Genomic DNA, 18912 nt, shown 5'->3' on the forward strand with positions numbered 1-18912 from the left:
TCTCTTCTCTTTACCGATAAAAATTAAGAATAAGAAGTAAATTATGTTGGGTCATTAGGGGGTCACAATGAAAGAGCGAGATATAAAAGGATTAAGCCAGACAGAGTTGACGTTGATTGAATACTCATATGGTTTGGATTCTTCAATAGATGGAATTGGCATTACAGATGAAGATGGTAAATTTGTATTTGCAAATGAAGCTCATGCCACCATGTATGGATTTACTAAAGAACATCTGTTGAATAACACCTGGCATATTTGTTACGATGAAGAAGCTTTGCAAGGGATTTTGAATTCTTCTGTTATTTCCATCTTAAATGAAAGAGGGCTTTGGAGAGGCGAGACAGTTGGAACCAGAGTAGACGGAACGAAATTTCCTCAAGAGCTTACGCTTTCCAAAGTCGAAGAAACAAACAAGATTGTTTGCGTTGTAAGGGATTTAACCGACATTAAAATTAAGGAACAACATATCGATTTCCTAGCAAATCATAATGAATTAACCAATCTTCCTAACAGAAGAAGTCTTGAAAGAAAACTTGCCGAAATAAAGCATTTAAATACAGTTTCAGTTCTGTTTATGGACATCGACAGGTTGAAGCTGATAAATGATAAGTTTGGACATAGAGTGGGTGATGCGTTGCTAGAAGGAATAGCTGAAACATTAAGATCAATCCAAAATGAATCCATCTCTGTGTTCCATTTAAGCGGCGATGAATTTATCGTATTAATCACCAATAAAAGCCAAGATGTTTCTATTATGATTGCTGAACAGATTATTGAACAAATCAAGATTCCTTATTTCATTGAAGGAAATGAAATATATGTTACTACTAGTATTGGAGTAAGCTATTTCCCTTCTGACAGTACCGAATTAACTGAACTGATAAATCTAGCGGACATGGCTATGTACTCTGCAAAACAAGCAGGCAAAAATAATTTCAAGATGTTTAATAAACGCCTAAAGGAAAAGCAAGACCAAAAAATTAAGATCGAAACAGAACTGCGGAAAGCAATTGAAAATAATGAGTTTCTTCTTCATTATCAGCCTAAGATAGATTTGACCACTTTAGAACTCAATGGGCTGGAAGCACTTATTCGATGGAGAAACCCCGTGCTTGGTAATGTACCTCCTATGGATTTTATTCCAATTGCTGAAGAAACAGGCTTAATAGATGAAATCGGGAAATGGGTTATCAAAGAGGCTTTAAATCAGATCTCCAGATGGGAGGCAAAAGGCTATTCACTTGTTAAAATGTCAGTGAACGTTTCTCCTCATCAGTTTCGATATACCAAATTAACTGAGTATATAGAAATGTGTATGATCGCCACAAAGGTGGAACCTAAATATTTTGAGGTTGAAGTGACAGAAAGTGTTTTTGAAGATTTTGAAATAGTACATCCTATCCTTTCACAATTAAAAAAAATGGGTATTGGCATTTCGATAGACGACTTTGGAACGGGTTACTCTTCTCTAAGTCTATTAACGAAACTACCCGTAGACACGTTGAAAATCGATCAGTCATTTATACGTGGCGGAATGCACGACTCCAAGGATTTGGCTCTTGTTAAATCGATAATTGATATAGGAATAAATTTAAACTTAAATGTCGTTGCTGAAGGAATTGAAACAGACAAGCATGTAAATCTCCTTAGGAAGTTTGGATGTCCTAGTGGCCAAGGATATCTGTTCAACCCTCCTTTAACTGCGGATGAAATTGAAGAAACCTATCTAATTCCATCAGTCCAATAAGAAAAAATTCTATGGCTAACAAAAAAACATCTCAAAACAACCACCTACCAAATTAAAGGTTGGTGGTTTCTCTTTCATCTAGCATGCGACAATTTTCTGCCAGTCTCATCAAAGTATTCATTTCATACAAAAACATCCACATTCACCCAAATGTATTAAATACGATTTAGTCTCAAATTGTTCTTCTTTTTAGATCAATCCAGGTTATTCTTCCACTTCGGAAAAGAACTTCCATTTTTCCCCTATCTTGACTTCGATAGCTACATTTCGTTTAATGACAATTTAAATATATTCTTGTATTTATATCAAAGTCCCAATCATCCAACTTGGGTTTAAGTATTTTCTTTTGATTATCAACATATTTAAGAATAAGGTTCAAATGTTTCAGCAGTATCATAGCTACCCATTGAAACTTTTTTAGACTGCCTCGCTTGCTTATTCAACTAAACTGATGCTTGAGTTCAATAATAAAAAAGGCTTTACTCCTTCTTGAAGTAATGCACCCGTTAGCCATCCATGCAACACAAAAAAATAGCTGCACCAAAGAGAATGAAAATGGTTAGGAAGTGTCAATACTGATACTGATCTTAATCCAGTCAACCGTAATCCATAGACTTATTTACGCTCTCCTCTTTTTTTAACGATTAAGTAGGGTCTTCTTAAGTATTGGCATTTTTCATTTCTTGAAGAAATAATTTTCATGGGAGTTGGACAAGAACATGGCTTTTTATTACACATTATGGTGGCACAGATACCTGATTTTTATTTTAACTGACAAAAAAGGCAGCTCCCTGATGATGGATAGCTACCCTCGTTTAAGATTATTATGAAAAGGTAGGTGCAGGTAATTCATCAATTCTAATACGAAGTAAACTGTATGGTTTTTCCCGCAAGTCTCTTCCATAATGAAATCTCGCCTGCCGATGTAATTGATTCACTATGACATATAAGTATTGATCGGGGCCAATCGAAAAAGTATCTGGCCATAAAATTCTCGGGTCATGTGCGATGGTTTCCATTACGCCATTCGGGAATATCTTCCGGATACTATTGTTTTCATAGTCTCCCGCATAAATGGTTCCTTTTGAACCGGTGATCATTCCATCAGACGCGCCTTTTTCCCCCCAATACTGAACATATTGGGATAAATTAATGTCCTGTATTCTTCTGTCTCTTAGGGTTTCTGTGGAGATCGAGAACAGCTGACGACTGGTTAGGGGAGCATAAAATAAAACCTTTCCATCAGGAGAAATTGCTAAACTATCGGAAGCCAATCTAAACGGGAAAGTCGAGCCGTCCTCGTTTCGATTCATCAAAATTTCACCTTCTACTTTTGGTAAAAAATAGAGGTCAGGTGAAGTTGATATTGCCCCATTTAATCGTCTAAACGCGTTCCCATTTTCTAAGTCTACGACGATAATCCCCCCTGGCCCTCTGGAAGAAGAATCCGTTATATATGCATAACCTGCGCTTCCCACCCGAAAGTCCACACGGACATCATTCAAATAAGTTGTTGGCAAGACAACATCATCTGTAAAGGTATATACTCTCCTTATTGTATTCGTGCTTAAATCAACAGCAACTAGTTTTGCTCCCCCTTGAATAGGTTCAGAAAAATTTGGTGCCCCTGTGTCTAGTACCCAAAGTGTTCCTCTTCCATCAGCAACGATACTTTGAACACTGACGAAAGACATTGTAATATTTCTAGGATTAACCAAATTAGCTTCTAAACTGGGATAAGGCTGCAATTCACCCTCAACAATTTCCACCACAGTAAATTGAACGTTATCTCCCCATTTCGGAAAGCAAACAAAAATACGACCAGTTTCGGAGACGCTGACTCCTGTAGGCATAGCCCCATAAAAAGCGTGCACCAGTTCAAACTGCCCAAAATACTTTTCCATAGGTAATTTAGGTTGCATGTTATCCTCCTCATCAAAATCGAACCCAATATCACCTATATATGTTGAAAATTTTTTTTATTGCCTGGTACTTGATAATTTTTTCTACCGTGATTGGATGGGACAATCCATGTATGTGCATTTTTCTATATAAAGAATACAATTATTAGTCTCTCCAAAATTTAAAAAAGCACCTCATAAGAGATGCTCGAAAACTAACCCGGTATTTACGGTTTTAGTACAACTTTTATACAGTCTTCCATTTTGGTGTCAAATATTTCATAGCCATGCTTAGCTTGATCTAAAGGAAGTACATGAGTGACAATATCACTTGGATCAATCTTACCTTCCGCGATTAAATTATATATATGCGGCATATAGTGAATAACTGGAGCTTGACCTGTCCTAATATTCACATTTCGTTGAAAGATGTCACCTAATGGGAATGCATTATAACGTGCCCCGTATACTCCTGTAATTTGAATTGTTCCACCTTTACGAACTGCTTGACTTGCAATTACTAGAGCTCCCATTGCTCCTCCTTGTAATTTCAGGCCAGATGCAAGAAATTCCAGTGGAGTCATTTTTCCACTCATTCCTACGCAGTCAATGACTACATCTGCTCCACCCTTTGTTATTTCTTTTAAATATTCACCACAATTTTCGTGATCTTCAAAGTTAACAATCTCCACTTTATTCGTACGTTTTGCATGTTTTAAACGATAACCAACGTAATCCACTGCAATAACTCTTTTTGCACCTTTTAACCACGCAAATTTTTGTGCTAACAGACCAACCGGACCGCATCCTAAAATTACGACCGTATCCCCTGCTTTCACTCCCGCATTGTCTACACTCCAAAATGCTGTGGATGCAGCATCTGCAAGTAACACTAAACTTTCATCCGCAACTTCACTGTTTTCTGGAATCTTAAAAGGCGTAAAATTAGCATATGGAACTCGCATAAATTCTGCTTGGCCACCTGGGAACCCTCCCGTCGTGTCTGAGTAGCCAAAATATGCGCCCATTTCTCCATTTTCATTCGCATTGTCGCACTGACTTTCTAATTCATGATTACAGAACCAACATTGACCACACGCTATATTAAATGGGATGATAACGCGATCTCCTTTTTTAACTTTCGTTACATCCTTACCGACTTCTTCTACAATTCCCATAGGTTCATGCCCAATAACATAATCCTCTCCAAGGTTTGGGATCATCCCATGAATTAAGTGTAAGTCTGATCCGCAAATGGCAGTGGTAGTCAGTTTAACTATGATATCATCCGCTTTTTGAATGCTTGGGTCTTTCACATTTTTTACTTGAACATTCTTAACACCTTGAAAAGTCACAGCTTTCATTAGTTAAATCTCCTCTATATTCATTATTTCTTCGGTGGGCTTGGAAACATTCCTTTCCGATTTGTAACGCCCGGAAAGAGATTTAAATTAGCTATATCTACTGCATTTTGAGCGGATTTTATATCCAATTGTTTTTGAAGTTCCAAATCATATGGGTTTAACCATTGTTTTTTCATCATGAGATCTGCTATTTCGAAATATAAGGCAATGGTTACATCAAGTTGTTCCTGTAATAACTTTCTAATTGTAGGTGTTGCTGTTTCTGTCAATGCAATTGAAAGATTTCTAACCCCAGTTTTTGTTGATAACAAAAATTCAAGGGCAATACCTGAATCAGTAAGTTCAGGCATTCCAACAGAATTTATAGGATCTAAATAATCATTCATACAAACCGACCTCCGATTATTTTAACTCAGCATTTGAATATAGTTTTATCATTGCTGTTAAAGCTGGTATAGATTGTTTTACGTCCTTCTCCATTAATGCTTTTAGATCTTGGTCAAAAACGATACCTTGCATCATTTTAGATTTAAGTAAACATACTGTCTTAAAATTTATTACTTCATGAAATTCCAAAGTTTCATGAAGTGCTAATTTCTTTTCAAACATTTCTGCACCTCCAAATCTTTTCATCCAATGAAGATTACCCCAAAAACGAAGTTTATATTCAGAATAACTGAGACCATTTAGTGGTGTTTATGGATAAAAAGGTTATTAATCTTCATGAGAAATCTCCCATTTGATTTTACTATCATGAACAAAATGGGTTGAAAAAGAAAGGTATTTGACCTATGTTTTCATTTTTAAAACGAAAGAGATCTTTAGTAGAGAAAGGTTCTAGTTCATCCTTATTTTCAACGGCAGTATCAACTTTCGAATGCTTATTTAACAGGCTAAATGATACTATTCCCACTAGAAGTATTCCACTAATGATCAATATCCTTTTTAACATATAATCCTTCCAGTTAAGAAGGTAAGGGTGTGCCTCTGCATTTATATTTAGTTTCGTATATTTTGAACTTAAAAAGCTAACAATGAAATTAATACGTAATTTTACTGTTCTTCCAAAAATGCTTTTTTTATAGAGGTGAGGGATGTACATGTTTTGGAAAATACAATCAAATGAAAATAAGCCTGTTTCTCAATCAAACACAGACTCAGAAATATCAATAGAGACACTAAAAAAAGCCCTCGTTCAAATGGATGATGCGGAATTTGTGGAGATCAACATTTCTGAAAATCAAAATGTTGATCTTATCTACATAAGAACCCTGATTGACCAAGAAAGATTAAATGAAAGCATTGTAAAACCTTTATCTAACTGTTCCAAACAATCCATTCAGGAATGTTATGTTCAGTCAACAATAAACTCCATTTCCACTTTTAATGAGGCAAAAAAGCAGCTGTTTAATGGGTCCGTCTTGTTATTTGACTCTTCGTCAGACCTTTGGTTCGCTATCCCTTTAAAAAATCCACTTGGACGTGCAATTGAACCATCCGATACTGAAACCATCCTTTTAGGAGCAAAAGATAGCTTCAGTGAACAGCTAGAACAAAATATTACGCTCATTCGTCGACGTCTTCCAACACATGATCTGAAAACAGAGAAGTTCACCGTTGGTTCTTTAAGTAAAACAAATGTGGTCTTATTGTACATAGAAGGGCTGACCAATCCAGAATTTGTTTCAACCGCCAAAAAGAAAATTACGGAAATTAATTATGATCTCTTCTTTGAGTCTTCTCAAGTAGCTGCATTCATGGAGGAAAATCCAGACAGTATTTTTCCTCAGTTTCAGCAAACTGACCGACCTGATGTTGTTGCTTATTCTCTGGGGTTAGGAAAAATTACCATTCTGGTAGATAATACACCTTTTGCTCTAGTTGCCCCAATTACTATTTTTCATTTGTTCCAATCACCAGAGGATTATATTAATCGATGGGTAGTTGCCAGTTTTTTGCGCATCATCCGATATGTAAGCTTTATTCTATCTATCACATTGATCCCATTCTACGTGGCATTAACAACTCATCACTATCAAATGATTCCTTTACAAACACTTTTCGTCTTGGTGGAGTCAAGGAGCAAGCTTCCGTTCACTCCTTTTTGGGAAGCGTTTATCATGTTGATTTTTATTGAAATTATAAAAGAAGCAAGTTTAAGGATGCCAACAAAGACTGGTCAAACGCTTGGGGTTATTGGGGGCATTGTAATTGGTCAAGCAGCAGTTGAGGCTGGTTTGGCAAGTAAGGTGTTAATTGTTATGGTAGGGATTTCAACTATCGGATCCTTTCTTGTTCCTAATTACCTTGTGACAAAAGCGAATTCATTGATTCAATTCATTCTTCTTGTATTTTCTTCGTTTCTTGGGATAGTAGGGATTGTTCTGGCAATGATTATCATTTTAGCCCACCTTAATGGCTTGTCTTCACTCAAGCAGCCATATTTATCCCCTGTTACCCCTTTCTATGGAAAAGATTGGCTCGACCTATTCATTCGAGGTCCTTTAGTCAAAATGAAGGAGCGTCCAGAACATCTTAAACCACTGAAGAAGAAGAGATATCAAACTAGGAGATGAACTGATGAAAGCCCTTCAATTATTTAATAAGAATGAAACCTATAACGGGTTCTATGTCATGTTGATGGTAAATCGCCTCCAAATGCTTTACTTTTTTTTGATTATGCCAAGATTTTTAATCCATCCATATATGATTTGGGTGATTATAGTGGTCGGCATATTGTCTCAACTAAACATTCTTCTTTTATCCAAATGGTTTATAACCCGGTTTTCTAGCGAGGGTTACAACGGATTTGTCCAATTATTCGGTAAAAAACTTGTACGTCTCCTCTCATTCATCGGTTTATTCTTTATCCTGCTTAAACTTTTCGTGATTATGTTAGGATTCTCGGAAATGATACAAATATTTATGTTTCCAGCTACAGATTCAAATTGGCTTATCTTTTTTATACTGTTGTCTTGTTTGTATGTGGCATGGAAGGGTGTTGAAAAAACTATACGTTTTGTTGTAATTTCATTTTTGTGTACATTTTGGATGTTCTTATTCTTTGCCTATTTCTTCTTTCCTCCAATAGCTCAACTCAGTGATTTGTATCCGATTATTCCAATGGAATTAAGTGGGGATTCCTGGAAAGGAATATTATTAATTTTATCTTCATTTTCAGGGCCTGAATTTCTGGTATTTTTGGGACCGTGGTTTAAAACAAATAATAAAACATTTCGTTATTTGTCTTATGGTAATGCTCTAACCGTTATAGAGTATGTATCCTTATATACGGCGTCCTTATTCTATTTCGGTTCCAGTTATTTAAGCAAAAATCCATTTCCAATTGTCACTATGGCCCGTTATTTTCAAAATCCAGTAATTGAACGTATTGATATGGTCATGCTTTCTTTGGAATTATTTAACATCGTCTTTGCAGGTTCAATTTTTCTTCTGTTGTTTTATGGAGCATCTAAAATAGCTAATGGGAAAGTGGATAAACCATCAAGTCGAATAGGCTTTTTATTCAGTGTATTCATTATTTTAATTGGAATGATTCTTGTGAATGAATGGATTTGGAAGTCAGATGAAAAGCAGGTTATTTTACTTAATCTTCAAATTTTAGCAGGAAGCTTAAGTTATTTAATGGTTCCAATTATTATTATCGTAGCGATGAAGATAAAGGGGGTTAATAAACATGCGACTACGAAAGAAAATGGCTAAAAGTTCTTCAATTATATTTATTGCATTATGGTTAACTGGATGTGCCCCTTTTACTGAAAACAATATTATTGAAGAGCTTGCTCCAGTCACATTTTTATCACTTAGTAAAGGGGATGAAGGTAAAATAAAAATCAGTACGATATTGCCTCCTCTAAGCAAAGAAAAAAAGAGTGTAATGACGCAAGAAGTAAGCTTAATAAAGGAGGGATTAATGGATTTTAATTTAAACTTCTACCAGGAAATGAAATCTGGGCAAATGCGAATGCTGATAATTAATGAAGACCTCGGAAAAGAGGGAATTATGTCCGTTATTAATGTGTTATTGAATGATCCGGATATTTCTTTGAGGATTTATTTAGTTATCGTAAAAGGAAATTTTGAAGAATACTTGGAAAATCAATTGGACAAACAAGAAAATCTTGATTACTCCTTTTATCGAATGCTAAAGCATTATGAGGAAAAAAATCAAGGCGAAATTAGTATTGTTAATCTACATGAATTTAAAAATTTATTCTATACTTCTTATTCAGATCCTTTCTTACCTGTATTCAAAATAGAAAATGACGCTATCAGCTATGAAGGTACAGCCCTGTTTCAAAATGATAAACTAGTTGAAATAATAACAACTTTTGATGATCGCATCTTCCAGCTGTTAAACAACGGTCACTACTTATCAGTTTTACCGATCCCAGAATTAAAAGTTGTTCTAGGTCATGTTAGGTCTAAAACGAAAGTGGATATTAATAAAAGCTTGTCTACAATGACCTATACCGTGAATATAGACTCAAGAATTGAAGAATACCGGGGAGAAAAGCAAATATTTGAACCAAAGGATTTAGAAGACTTGAAAAAAGAAATCCAATCCAATCTTGAAAAACAAACACAAGAACTAGTAAAAAAGATGCAAGAATTGACTGTGGATCCATTACAGCTAGGCATTCATACATTAAAACCATTTTCAAAACCAATGGATGAAAAAAAATGGATTGAACTATTCAAGAAGATGGACATTAAAATTGATTATCAGTTTAATATTGAGCCCTTGACGGATTCAAACGCAAAAAGTTAATTATAATAACAGAAAAAAACGCACTCAGTTGAATGGTAAAGTCTTTTTAAAAAACTACAGATTGCTTATTAGAGAATAAAATTTAAATCCCACAGTAAAATCCAATGAAAATACTATAAGTGAAAAATCATTCTAGGTAAAGATTTGAGAAGGACTTCAACAATAAGATTCCCTTTTACTGCACGTATTTTAAATTCGGCGGAGTTATAAAAGAAATAACGATCAAATAAGTCGCGTCAAATACCTATGTATACATCATAGCTGCTAGTTGTCCTGTCGAGCAAGCTAAGCGCAGTAGGAAAGAAGAACAATATGTAATCTAGGAAAGAGCAATATACGACAACTATCTTGACAAACACCGCGCTATAGTTCCACTATCTCGATTATCTCCGTATAAGTAACAGTGGTATAATTATTTAGTAGCTCACTTTATTCCTCTCCAAGATTTCTTTAAGAATGCAAAATTTCTCTTCTAAACTTTCATAATGAGGTTCTTCACTTTTACTATTTTCTACCGCCAAAATAATCTCCATATTTCCTCGATATAATTCTATTCTATTTCTGAGTATGAACTTCAACTTTTTCAAGCATTATCGTCAATCCATTTAAATAGGTTTGAATACCCATTTCCTCTACATGCTCTGAAAACCAATCTTGCCCTCCACTTTCAAGCTCACAAAAATAATTAAACAAAATTAAAAAATTTTTCCTTTTCTCATCGTCTGTCATAAAAATGTATTCTCCATTGGCTGATAAAACAGCTTTCCAAATGTCATCGTTAGTTTGCAATTCACTGCGATTTACTTTTTCTCTTAAACTAAACTCCATCTTTAGTTGAATAAGAAAAAAGAGCTGTATTATCAGCTCTTTATTTCACTAAAGTACCCGTTACTTTAAGTACAATATTTCACAACCTAATTCGGTCTCTATTTCAATAAACGGTCAAAAGTTACTTTTACAGAGTTTATGAAATAATTACTTTAAATCCTCCCAATAATCCTCCATCAATGAGATTGACCAATCGGGTTGACTCACTTCATTTTTTGGTAGAAATTCTTTCATTACTGGCTTAATGTCAATAATCGGAGTTCCGTCTAATGCATCTAATCCCTTAACTATTAATATACGCTGTTTTTGTTCAACAAGTTCAACAATAGTTACACCTAATTTATTTGGTCTATTTTTTCCTCTTTGAGTAAATATTCCAACCTCGGGATAATCTTTATTGTTTCTTGGATGTCTTGCTTCATACTGAATTTTGTCATCTGATACCTTATCAAAGAAAAAAATGATTTCTAAGTGTGAGAATTCATTAATACCTTTCAATGAAGAATCATTTATATTTTCCGCAAGTTCAATTGTTGATACGATTGAACCCCAATTATCATCCAAAATATCTTTTCTAGTATTATTTACAAAGGCAATTGGTTTGATAGAATACTGCATTTGTTCCATCCCCTCCTACACATACTTCTCTAAGAAATAAGGTTTCGTTTTCATCTTTATCATAACAATCACAATTCTCAAAAGAAAATATATATTAATTATACATATCCATAATTTTATCTTATTGAAATCTCCTACATCGTTAGTTCAATAAGAAAAAGCTGCCGTTGCAGGCAGCCACTTGTTTAACTAAAGCACCCATTAGTTTAAGTACATTGATTTAGGTCGCCAATGGTATGGGACCTTCGTATTATGAGTAATAGTCCATTCTAAAAAATCATTTACGTTATTAACACCAAACTCTAATACTGCTTGATAAATGAAAACAGAAGAGAAATCTTGTTTTTTTTTCATTAACGCTTCTTTGATATCCAAAATAATTTCCCTTGTTTCCATTGTTAAGGTCTCTTTCATAAAAGGAACTATATCTCTTGAAAGTGCACCTTCTCTGGTGTTTGAAAACAGCCACATATCAATAGTCCAATGTACTTCCTGTACCTGATAAACTAACTTAAAATAATGACCGTTAAAATCTGATTTTGAATAATCATAATATTTTAATTCAAGCACATTTGGATTCCCTAGGAGAACAGCTAATTCTTTCATAATTCTTGCAGGGTTTATTTCTTCACAAAATGTTTCTAAATCAATATCAGGTGTAACAATTAAGTCATATGCCGTAGCTCCGACAACAAAACAGTCACCAATTTCATTCCACTTTTCTATTAATTGTAATTCTCTTAATATTTTCTCTGCTTGTTGTTTTTTATGAAAAGCCCTTTTTAAACTATTCATATATTTCCTTCTTTCTAAAATTTGGTGACATTACAGAATACTAAAAATCAAGAAAGAATGCAAATTCGTATTACTAAGATAAACAGAAACGGTGATTATATTAAATAAAAAAGACTAAACTTCATCTCAAGGTATATCTAATTACAGTTCGAGGATCAATTTCTTCTTAAACTAAACTGTAGCGCTAGTTCAATAAGAAAAATGCTTTACCCTTCTTTAAGTAGTCGAGTAGAAGGGAACCTTTCTACCTTTCGGTAGATTGTGTTCCTCCCCCCTCACAGAACCGTGCTTGCGCTATTTACGCACACGACTCTTCCAAATCATCTCAACCATTTGGCTTTCGGCCCGCCACCTAACTGTCTACGCTTAAAGGCTAATTTTACCATTAGCCCTCCAAGACTCGCTACGAGTGAATGGCTAGTCCTTTCTCGACGGGAATCCCATCCGCTATATGATACGACCTAGGCTCGGCCGCACAAGCACCCGTTAGTTTAAGTACATTATTTCACAATCTTACTTGCTAAAATTTATGCAAATTATAATATAGAAAGAAATGGAATAAAAGGAACCTCCAAATTTGCTAGTTGTTCCCTTCTTATACGTTTGATTCCCTAATTATCAATATGTATTTATTTAGGGATTACAGCAACCCAAAGTTCGTTTCTAGGTTTATGCTTTGGTGGATAAAAACATTCTATACAAGGTATATCAGCAAGTTCATATCCAGACGTTGGAACCCACTCTGTGTATAATCGATTCCAAGTATTTTCTATACCTGGAAAAACAGCCCAGGTACTGTGGTTAATAGAGAGCGTTTCCAGTCAGCAGACTCATAACCATATTACGTCTATAATTCGGATGTCACTTTTTTGAATATCAAATGCAGCAAGTGTTAAGCGTCTCCGTCTGATATATTCAGAAAGAGATATTCCCGAAATAGATGAAAACATTCTTGGAAAGTGATACTCGGAACTATGAGCTACTTGTGCAATTTTTTTATAATTTATATCGTCCTCTAGATTGTTTTCAATGTAATCCAAAGCACTATTCATTCTATCTATCCAATCCATTTTTCCTCTCCTTCCACTTATCTAATCTATAGGAAAATGTATTTATTTGTCCGACATTTCAGGCACAAATATGTCGGATTATTCCCTACCACCTGACTTAATTCTATTACCTTTGAGAAATTTCCTTCTTATACTAAACTGCGGCGTTAGTTCTATAAGAAATAAACTAGCCTTACAGGCAGCCACTGTTTACTAAAGCACCCGTTACTTGGAGTCCTTCTGTTTCCATGTCGAAACATTCATAACCTAAATTCCCTTCGATAATTAGTTTTTTATTAAACAATATTGCTCGATTGTTGAACACAAGTTCAACAACACTGAATACGTTTGAAACGAATAAAAGTTCCAACTTTAAATAAATTTCCCATATATAATTATCAAAAGTCCATTTTTTCTTATTGAACTAAACTGCTGCTTTAGTTCAATAAGAAAAAAGGCTTTACTCCTTCTGGAAGTAAAGCACCCGTTAGTTGAATATGATACTCTTTCATACTTTTTTTAGAGCAAGTTTGACCGAAGTATTTATTTGTTCTTTAAACACACCATTTTTATCAATAGCTAATAATTCGTCTTTTAAATGTTTTTCAAATAAATCAACGTTTTTTCCTAGAAACCGTTTAGCACCAAAAGAACTAGAATAGTGATTTCCGATTATAGAGTCCAGTGTCCATATCTGCTCATATGAAGTTAATTGATGAATTTCTAGGTCGAACTTTGATCCTGATATAATTTCCTCATGGCTAACCGTTGGATGACTGTATGTAATATTTCCTGCTCTTCTTTCATTCCCATACCAATGTTTTACAACTTCTTGAACTGTCTGCTGCCAAGGTAGAAGCACTTCATTAGGAGAGTAATTATCTATAATAGCTACCCCGCCACCAACAACTATCATTTCGTATAAACTTTCAAGGACTCGCGGTCTATCCATCCAGTGAAAAGCCTTTGCAATAGTTACAAGTCTAAAGGTCGTATTGTTATTACGTTTATATTTCTCTAAATCGCCAATTAGCCACTCTGTATTTTCAGCTCTAATTTCCTTACTGATTCTTTCAGCCTCTTGAATCATCTCAGGCTCTGTATCCAATCCTACCACTTTTTCAAACCAATCAGAGAACCTTAGTGATAATCGACCATCGCCACAGCCTAAATCCAGCATGTTGCTATTCCCATCTAAAGAAAACTTATTTCTTAAATATCTGATTAAAGAAGAAGAATATAATGGTCTATATTGTGAATAATACCAAGCTGTGCCTTTAAATAAATCGTCCCCATAATCTTTCATTGAATAATCCTCCTTAATTAAGCACTTCAAATCTTATTAAACTAACCTGCTGCTTTAATTTTAATATACTGAAAAAGGCTTTACTCCTTCTGGAAGTAAAGCACCCGTTAGTTTAAGTACAACCCTTCACAATCAATTGAATTTAATCTCATTACTTGGATAAATATCTGCAAACCAATTTAAGGCACTATTATGATGATTTATAATTTGTTGTGCGGTTAACTTATTAGAATCCCAGGTACTATGTGTATCTTCAACTAAAGTCACCTTATATCCCATACTAAATGCCCTTCTACACGTTGTATCTACACAAAGTTCCGTTTGAATCCCAGTAATGTATATATGTTCAATCCCCTTTTTTTTCAACTCTTCATCTAAAGATGTATTAAAAAATGAATCTGGAGTTGCTTTTTGTATTATTATATCTTCATGTTCGGGGGCAATAACAGAATGAATTTTCCACCCCTCTGTTCCCGATTCTAATGGTTTTCCAGCAGGTGCATTATGCTGGATATAAAAAACTGGTGTCTTTGTTAATCGTGCTTCTTTTAATAAATCATTTACTTTTTTTAATAATCTATCACCATTAAAGACAACATTTCCTTCTTGAAACATTCCATTTTGAACATCAATAATAAGTAACGCTTTTTTTGTCATATTCCTCCCCCTAATACAGAATATACGTTTAGGTTTTACTCCTTCTTGAAGTAAACACCCGTTAGTGCAAGAAGACTTTTTGATAAATCCACTACTCAAGTTTAAAATTCATTATGCTTCTTCCCTCAACCACTTCTCCATCTTTCCATATGAATTCGAAAGCATATTGATTTCCAATCATTTCTTCATCAACTGTAATTGTTAACGGTGTATTTTCAGGAGACTTTTGTTTTCTACTCACTTCTTTTGAATCATATTCACCGCTATTATCTACGTGTATAAAATGAATTCCTGTTGGTTGCGGTTTTAACGAACTCCAATCAATTTGAAGTCGATTACCAACTTCAACATCTCCGCTATGGATACTAGGGTAAATGTAATGAATGAATTCATCACAGTTATTCCAACATACTTCTCCATACGAGGAATCAAACAGATATTTCACGTTCCCCTCAGAAGAAAAAAGGGTAATTTCAGGGATGACAAGAGCCTTAAAAGCTGGAAGGAATTTTTCTTCATTTCCAACAGTATTTATTTCAGTCTGTATTTTTTTAGTATTCTCTTTAGATACTTGACTTGTCTCTTCCTTCTTTTGAGACTCTTGGCTATCATTGTTACACGCGATTAAAACTACTGATAATAACAGAAAAATTAATAGTAATAGTGTTTTTTTCATTTCGCACCCCTTCTTGAAGTAAAGCACCCGTTAGTTGAAGAATAAATCAATATTTGAATGAAGGATTTTCACTAATATTTAGAAAGATTTCATTTAAATCCGATGGCTGTAAGTTGGTTGTATTATAGAAAAAGCGTTTATCTATTACTTTAATTTCAAATTCATTCACTAATTCTAAACATCTTACTCCCATTTGATGTTCTTTAATCCTTAAAGCGTCCTTGGGGACAAGTGAATCGAACAGTCCTCCTTTTAGGGGTCACTTCAGCTTCGATTTGGGAACGTTATTTAGATTTATATTGCATAATGTATAAATTTTTATTAAGTATAAACAAAAATTAAAATAAAAATTATCGGATAGACAATAATAGCGATTAAAGCTTTCACTTTTGTATCCCTAATAGCGCTTTCAGTTATTTCAGGTTCTTCTTTGTATATCCCTTGTCTTCCCAATAATAAACTTTTTTTCGGCTCGAAATAAGTCCAAATTATAACCCCATACACTATAAGCAATAACAATATTAAAGCTACCATATCCAACTTCCAACACCACCTAAAGTTTTTAGTAACTAATATACGAATTGAATTTCTTATTTGTTTCAAAATTTATCTAATCACTACTATCTGGTCCGATTATGAAATAACCAAAATGCCCCCAAAGCGTCGTTTGGTAACATTTCTTTATTTATCGTTGTAAATCTGACTATAATCCTTCTTCAACTAACCTGCCGTGTTAGTTTAATAAGAAAAAAGACTTTACTCCTTTGGAAGTAAAGCACCCTTTCTTTTTAGGAGAGTTATTCTTTTGTTTCTTCTTCATCTATTTTAGCATTTGTAAATGCTGGTTTTATAAGTTGAGTTGAGGTTGAATCATTTACTAATGTCGCACCATTTTTTTGTTTAATCTCAAAATATTTATCGACAAGTCTTCGTGCTAATGGCGTAGAAAAATTTGTTTTGTATGATGATTCCAACGAAGCATGCGGGATAACGAGTGCGTATGCTATTTCCGGGTTGTCATATGGTGCAAAACCGACATGGGTTAAGTTTACAGTATTAAATCTTCGCCACAATTTTTCATCATAGTAACTAGATTGAGCAGTGCCTGTTTTTCCTCCCCCAGTAAATGGTGCATTTCCAAAAGCTTTATTCGCCGTTCCTCCTCCACTAAAATATACAAGTCTCATACCCTGACGAACACGTTCGATTTCTTCACGTGTATTATCTACTGTATTTAATATAGTTGGAGTCATTTCTTTTACGATTGTACCTAGCTGAACTCCATCCACAGAAGGCTCTCTAATTTCTTTAACTACATGGGGCTGAATTCTACTCCCTCCATTAGCAAGAGTAGAAGCAAACTGAGCTAGTTGCAATGTGGTGTACGTATCAAATTGGCCAATACTTAAGTCTAGTAGTTTACCATCCTCAAATCCACCAGGGCTTCTGTTCACTTCTCCAGGAAGATCAATTCCTGTTAATGCTCCTAGTCCAAGTTGAGCATAGCCACTTCTCATTTTCAGAAAAGCATCATCGCCAAAGTTAATTGATTGGTTTGGTCTATATGTACTACCGGCGACCCCATATGCTGTTTTAAACATATATACGTTAGAAGAGCGCTCTAGTGCTTGTAGGTCTGTCATTCGTATACTTCCGAATCGGTTAAAAACAGAGCTTTTGGGCTGCGAATCTTTTATACGAATTGGCTCATCTACTAAGGATGTTCCTACCTGTAATACGCCCTCGCGATAACCAGTAAGTATTGTACCTGGCTTTACAGTAGATCCCACTTCATATGCATTAGTAAATGCACCAAATGCGTAGTCTTTGATTTCTTTTACACCTGTCTCTTCATTTTTTCCAATTCGTTTACCAACTAGTGAAAGTACTTCACCCGTATAAGGATCCATCATGGTAAAATAAGCGTTTTGCAAATATTGACCACCACTGTTTTTACTAAACTTAAGTAGTTCTTCTGCTATAATTTCTTCATGCGTTAATTGAATTTCACTGTCCATTGTTAACACTAAATCTTTCCCAGGTTTCCCTTCATAAACTGGCTGAATATCGATAACTCTTCCTTTTCCATCAGTTATATTTTTGACCACACTTTTTTGACCTTGGAGCACTTCCTCATATTGTTGTTCAATATAACTTGTACCTACACGGTCATTTCGAGAATAGTCTCGAGAAAGAAAATAATCTAATCGCTCCTTTGGAATACCTACTTTTGGCAATGTAGTTGAGCCTAATATAGCTAGTGAAGAAGTTTTTACTCTTCTCCAATCTGTAGTCGTATTAACTCCCTCAAATTCACCCAGTCTTTCTGAGACCCGTGCAAATTCTTCAACTGTAACCTCTTCTTTTATGTCATCTCCTTTAATAATTTGTGGAGATAATGCATATCCTGAAGCCATTTCTTTATAAATCGCAATTACTTCCAATTCGTCCTCGGTAAAGGAATTTAATTGTTCTTCTGTTATCCTGCTTCTAGTCAAACGGTCGATTGCTCTATTTCTCTCTGTTTTTTCTATTTCTTCTTCAATTTCTTTACGCTCTTTATCCGTCACCAACTCAAGTGCTTCTTCTGGATATTTTTTTAACCAGAAATCTTGCAAATCACTCTTGGTAATATTGTTTGGCTTCTTTTCAATTAAAACACTTAGTTTTTCTGCAATTATATACATATCATTTGACTTCGTTGTTTGCATTTTTGTATAGGTTATAGCTCGTTGTGGAAGATTATCAACCATTATCCGTCCTTCACTATCGAAAATTCGACCACGGGGTACACTAGTATTTACTGGAACTTCTTCAGCTTGGGCTAATTTGCCCGTATATTCTTCTCCTTTTACGATTTGTAAATAGCCTAATCTTAATATTAACATTGTAAAAAGTATAAATATCGAAAAAAACAATACGTTCATACGAAAAGTAATAGTTGAGCGTTGTTTAACTTTCATACTTTGTACACGTTTATCGGTAATTTTCCGGATGGGAGTACCTCCTATATAAAATAATTTTCTTATGTACAGTGCTGGAGCAATGTTGGACCAATATTACCTCCAAATAAATCCTATTACAGTAAAGCACCCGTTAGCCATCCATGCAGCACAAAAAAATGCTGCACCACAGAGGATGAAAATTGTATCAGAGTGGGTATAGATTAGTATGGC

The 18912-nt window shown here is 34.7% G+C and carries 16 protein-coding genes and 1 pseudogene; 4 read left to right on the top strand and 13 right to left on the bottom strand.

What is annotated here, in order from left to right:
* Positions 1 to 67: 67 nt before the first annotated feature.
* Entirely contained in the window at positions 68 to 1750 is a 1683-nt protein-coding gene (locus MHI40_RS09590; RefSeq protein WP_340762443.1) for a sensor domain-containing protein, read from the top strand.
* A gap of 824 nt (positions 1751 to 2574) precedes the next feature.
* Here the strand turns inward: MHI40_RS09590 and MHI40_RS09595 are convergent.
* The 4 genes from MHI40_RS09595 to MHI40_RS09610 form a co-directional block, all read right to left on the bottom strand.
* The gene (locus MHI40_RS09595) at positions 2575 to 3672 is read right to left on the bottom strand and encodes an L-dopachrome tautomerase-related protein (RefSeq protein ID WP_340762444.1); all 1098 of its coding nucleotides are present in this window, start codon (positions 3670 to 3672) and stop codon (positions 2575 to 2577) included.
* A gap of 206 nt (positions 3673 to 3878) precedes the next feature.
* A complete protein-coding gene (locus MHI40_RS09600; protein ID WP_340762445.1) occupies positions 3879 to 5015 on the bottom strand; it encodes a zinc-dependent alcohol dehydrogenase in 1137 nt (378 codons plus the stop codon).
* Between the two features lie 23 nt (positions 5016 to 5038).
* The gene (locus MHI40_RS09605; protein ID WP_211894093.1) at positions 5039 to 5401 is read right to left on the bottom strand and encodes a spore coat protein; all 363 of its coding nucleotides are present in this window, start codon (positions 5399 to 5401) and stop codon (positions 5039 to 5041) included.
* Positions 5402 to 5417: 16 nt separating this feature from the next.
* Entirely contained in the window at positions 5418 to 5624 is a 207-nt protein-coding gene (locus MHI40_RS09610) for a spore coat protein (RefSeq protein ID WP_090570990.1), read from the bottom strand.
* A 491-nt stretch (positions 5625 to 6115) separates the two neighbouring features.
* On the opposite strand from MHI40_RS09610, the gene MHI40_RS09615 reads away from it, so the two are divergent.
* From MHI40_RS09615 to MHI40_RS09625, 3 genes are read left to right on the top strand one after another with little or no spacing between them, the layout of a single operon-like run.
* Positions 6116 to 7591 carry a spore germination protein gene (locus MHI40_RS09615; RefSeq protein ID WP_340762446.1) on the top strand — a complete coding sequence of 492 codons (1476 nt, stop codon included), beginning with the start codon at positions 6116 to 6118 and terminating at the stop codon, positions 7589 to 7591.
* Between the two features lie 4 nt (positions 7592 to 7595).
* A complete protein-coding gene (locus MHI40_RS09620) occupies positions 7596 to 8738 on the top strand; it encodes a GerAB/ArcD/ProY family transporter (RefSeq protein WP_340762447.1) in 1143 nt (380 codons plus the stop codon).
* Entirely contained in the window at positions 8713 to 9807 is a 1095-nt protein-coding gene (locus MHI40_RS09625) for a Ger(x)C family spore germination protein (RefSeq protein WP_340762448.1), read from the top strand. Before MHI40_RS09620 ends, MHI40_RS09625 begins: the two co-directional genes overlap by 26 nt.
* A gap of 555 nt (positions 9808 to 10362) precedes the next feature.
* Here the strand turns inward: MHI40_RS09625 and MHI40_RS09630 are convergent.
* The 9 genes and pseudogenes from MHI40_RS09630 to MHI40_RS09670 all read right to left on the bottom strand — a co-directional run bounded on the left by MHI40_RS09630 (position 10363) and on the right by MHI40_RS09670 (position 18732).
* On the bottom strand, positions 10363 to 10635 hold the full coding sequence (locus tag MHI40_RS09630; RefSeq protein WP_340762449.1) for a hypothetical protein: 273 nt from the start codon (positions 10633 to 10635) through the stop codon (positions 10363 to 10365).
* A gap of 147 nt (positions 10636 to 10782) precedes the next feature.
* Positions 10783 to 11253, bottom strand: a complete 471-nt coding sequence (locus MHI40_RS09635) for an SAM-dependent methyltransferase (protein ID WP_340764458.1) — start codon at positions 11251 to 11253, stop codon at positions 10783 to 10785.
* Positions 11254 to 11454: 201 nt separating this feature from the next.
* Positions 11455 to 12048, bottom strand: coding sequence for a hypothetical protein (locus tag MHI40_RS09640; protein ID WP_340762450.1), 594 nt, complete (start codon positions 12046 to 12048; stop codon positions 11455 to 11457).
* A 629-nt stretch (positions 12049 to 12677) separates the two neighbouring features.
* Positions 12678 to 13118, bottom strand: a pseudogene (locus MHI40_RS09645) (GyrI-like domain-containing protein).
* 487 nt (positions 13119 to 13605) lie between these two features.
* On the bottom strand, positions 13606 to 14403 hold the full coding sequence (locus MHI40_RS09650) for a class I SAM-dependent methyltransferase (protein WP_340762451.1): 798 nt from the start codon (positions 14401 to 14403) through the stop codon (positions 13606 to 13608).
* A 132-nt stretch (positions 14404 to 14535) separates the two neighbouring features.
* Complete coding sequence (locus MHI40_RS09655) at positions 14536 to 15060, bottom strand: cysteine hydrolase family protein (RefSeq protein ID WP_340762452.1); 525 nt, start codon at positions 15058 to 15060, stop codon at positions 14536 to 14538.
* A 91-nt stretch (positions 15061 to 15151) separates the two neighbouring features.
* Entirely contained in the window at positions 15152 to 15736 is a 585-nt protein-coding gene (locus tag MHI40_RS09660) for a hypothetical protein (protein WP_340762453.1), read from the bottom strand.
* Positions 15737 to 16057: 321 nt separating this feature from the next.
* On the bottom strand, positions 16058 to 16270 hold the full coding sequence (locus MHI40_RS09665; protein ID WP_340764460.1) for a hypothetical protein: 213 nt from the start codon (positions 16268 to 16270) through the stop codon (positions 16058 to 16060).
* Positions 16271 to 16533: 263 nt separating this feature from the next.
* Positions 16534 to 18732 carry a peptidoglycan D,D-transpeptidase FtsI family protein gene (locus MHI40_RS09670; RefSeq protein ID WP_445678339.1) on the bottom strand — a complete coding sequence of 733 codons (2199 nt, stop codon included), beginning with the start codon at positions 18730 to 18732 and terminating at the stop codon, positions 16534 to 16536.
* Between the last annotated feature and the right edge of the window lie 180 nt (positions 18733 to 18912).

Source organism: Psychrobacillus sp. FSL H8-0510, from assembly GCF_038008345.1.
GTDB lineage: Bacteria > Bacillota > Bacilli > Bacillales_A > Planococcaceae > Psychrobacillus > Psychrobacillus psychrotolerans.

What these genes read in the sequence shown, in the direction of transcription:
- MHI40_RS09590 (WP_340762443.1), top strand. Translation starts at nt 68, where the DNA reads ATGAAAGAGCGAGATATAAAAGGATTAAGCCAGACAGAGTTGACGTTG.
- MHI40_RS09595 (WP_340762444.1), bottom strand. Translation starts at nt 3,672, where the DNA reads ATGCAACCTAAATTACCTATGGAAAAGTATTTTGGGCAGTTTGAACTG.
- MHI40_RS09600 (WP_340762445.1), bottom strand. Translation starts at nt 5,015, where the DNA reads ATGAAAGCTGTGACTTTTCAAGGTGTTAAGAATGTTCAAGTAAAAAAT.
- MHI40_RS09605 (WP_211894093.1), bottom strand. Translation starts at nt 5,401, where the DNA reads ATGAATGATTATTTAGATCCTATAAATTCTGTTGGAATGCCTGAACTT.
- MHI40_RS09610 (WP_090570990.1), bottom strand. Translation starts at nt 5,624, where the DNA reads ATGTTTGAAAAGAAATTAGCACTTCATGAAACTTTGGAATTTCATGAA.
- MHI40_RS09615 (WP_340762446.1), top strand. Translation starts at nt 6,116, where the DNA reads ATGTTTTGGAAAATACAATCAAATGAAAATAAGCCTGTTTCTCAATCA.
- MHI40_RS09620 (WP_340762447.1), top strand. Translation starts at nt 7,596, where the DNA reads ATGAAAGCCCTTCAATTATTTAATAAGAATGAAACCTATAACGGGTTC.
- MHI40_RS09625 (WP_340762448.1), top strand. Translation starts at nt 8,713, where the DNA reads ATGCGACTACGAAAGAAAATGGCTAAAAGTTCTTCAATTATATTTATT.
- MHI40_RS09630 (WP_340762449.1), bottom strand. Translation starts at nt 10,635, where the DNA reads ATGGAGTTTAGTTTAAGAGAAAAAGTAAATCGCAGTGAATTGCAAACT.
- MHI40_RS09635 (WP_340764458.1), bottom strand. Translation starts at nt 11,253, where the DNA reads ATGCAGTATTCTATCAAACCAATTGCCTTTGTAAATAATACTAGAAAA.
- MHI40_RS09640 (WP_340762450.1), bottom strand. Translation starts at nt 12,048, where the DNA reads ATGAATAGTTTAAAAAGGGCTTTTCATAAAAAACAACAAGCAGAGAAA.
- MHI40_RS09650 (WP_340762451.1), bottom strand. Translation starts at nt 14,403, where the DNA reads ATGAAAGATTATGGGGACGATTTATTTAAAGGCACAGCTTGGTATTAT.
- MHI40_RS09655 (WP_340762452.1), bottom strand. Translation starts at nt 15,060, where the DNA reads ATGACAAAAAAAGCGTTACTTATTATTGATGTTCAAAATGGAATGTTT.
- MHI40_RS09660 (WP_340762453.1), bottom strand. Translation starts at nt 15,736, where the DNA reads ATGAAAAAAACACTATTACTATTAATTTTTCTGTTATTATCAGTAGTT.
- MHI40_RS09665 (WP_340764460.1), bottom strand. Translation starts at nt 16,270, where the DNA reads ATGGTAGCTTTAATATTGTTATTGCTTATAGTGTATGGGGTTATAATT.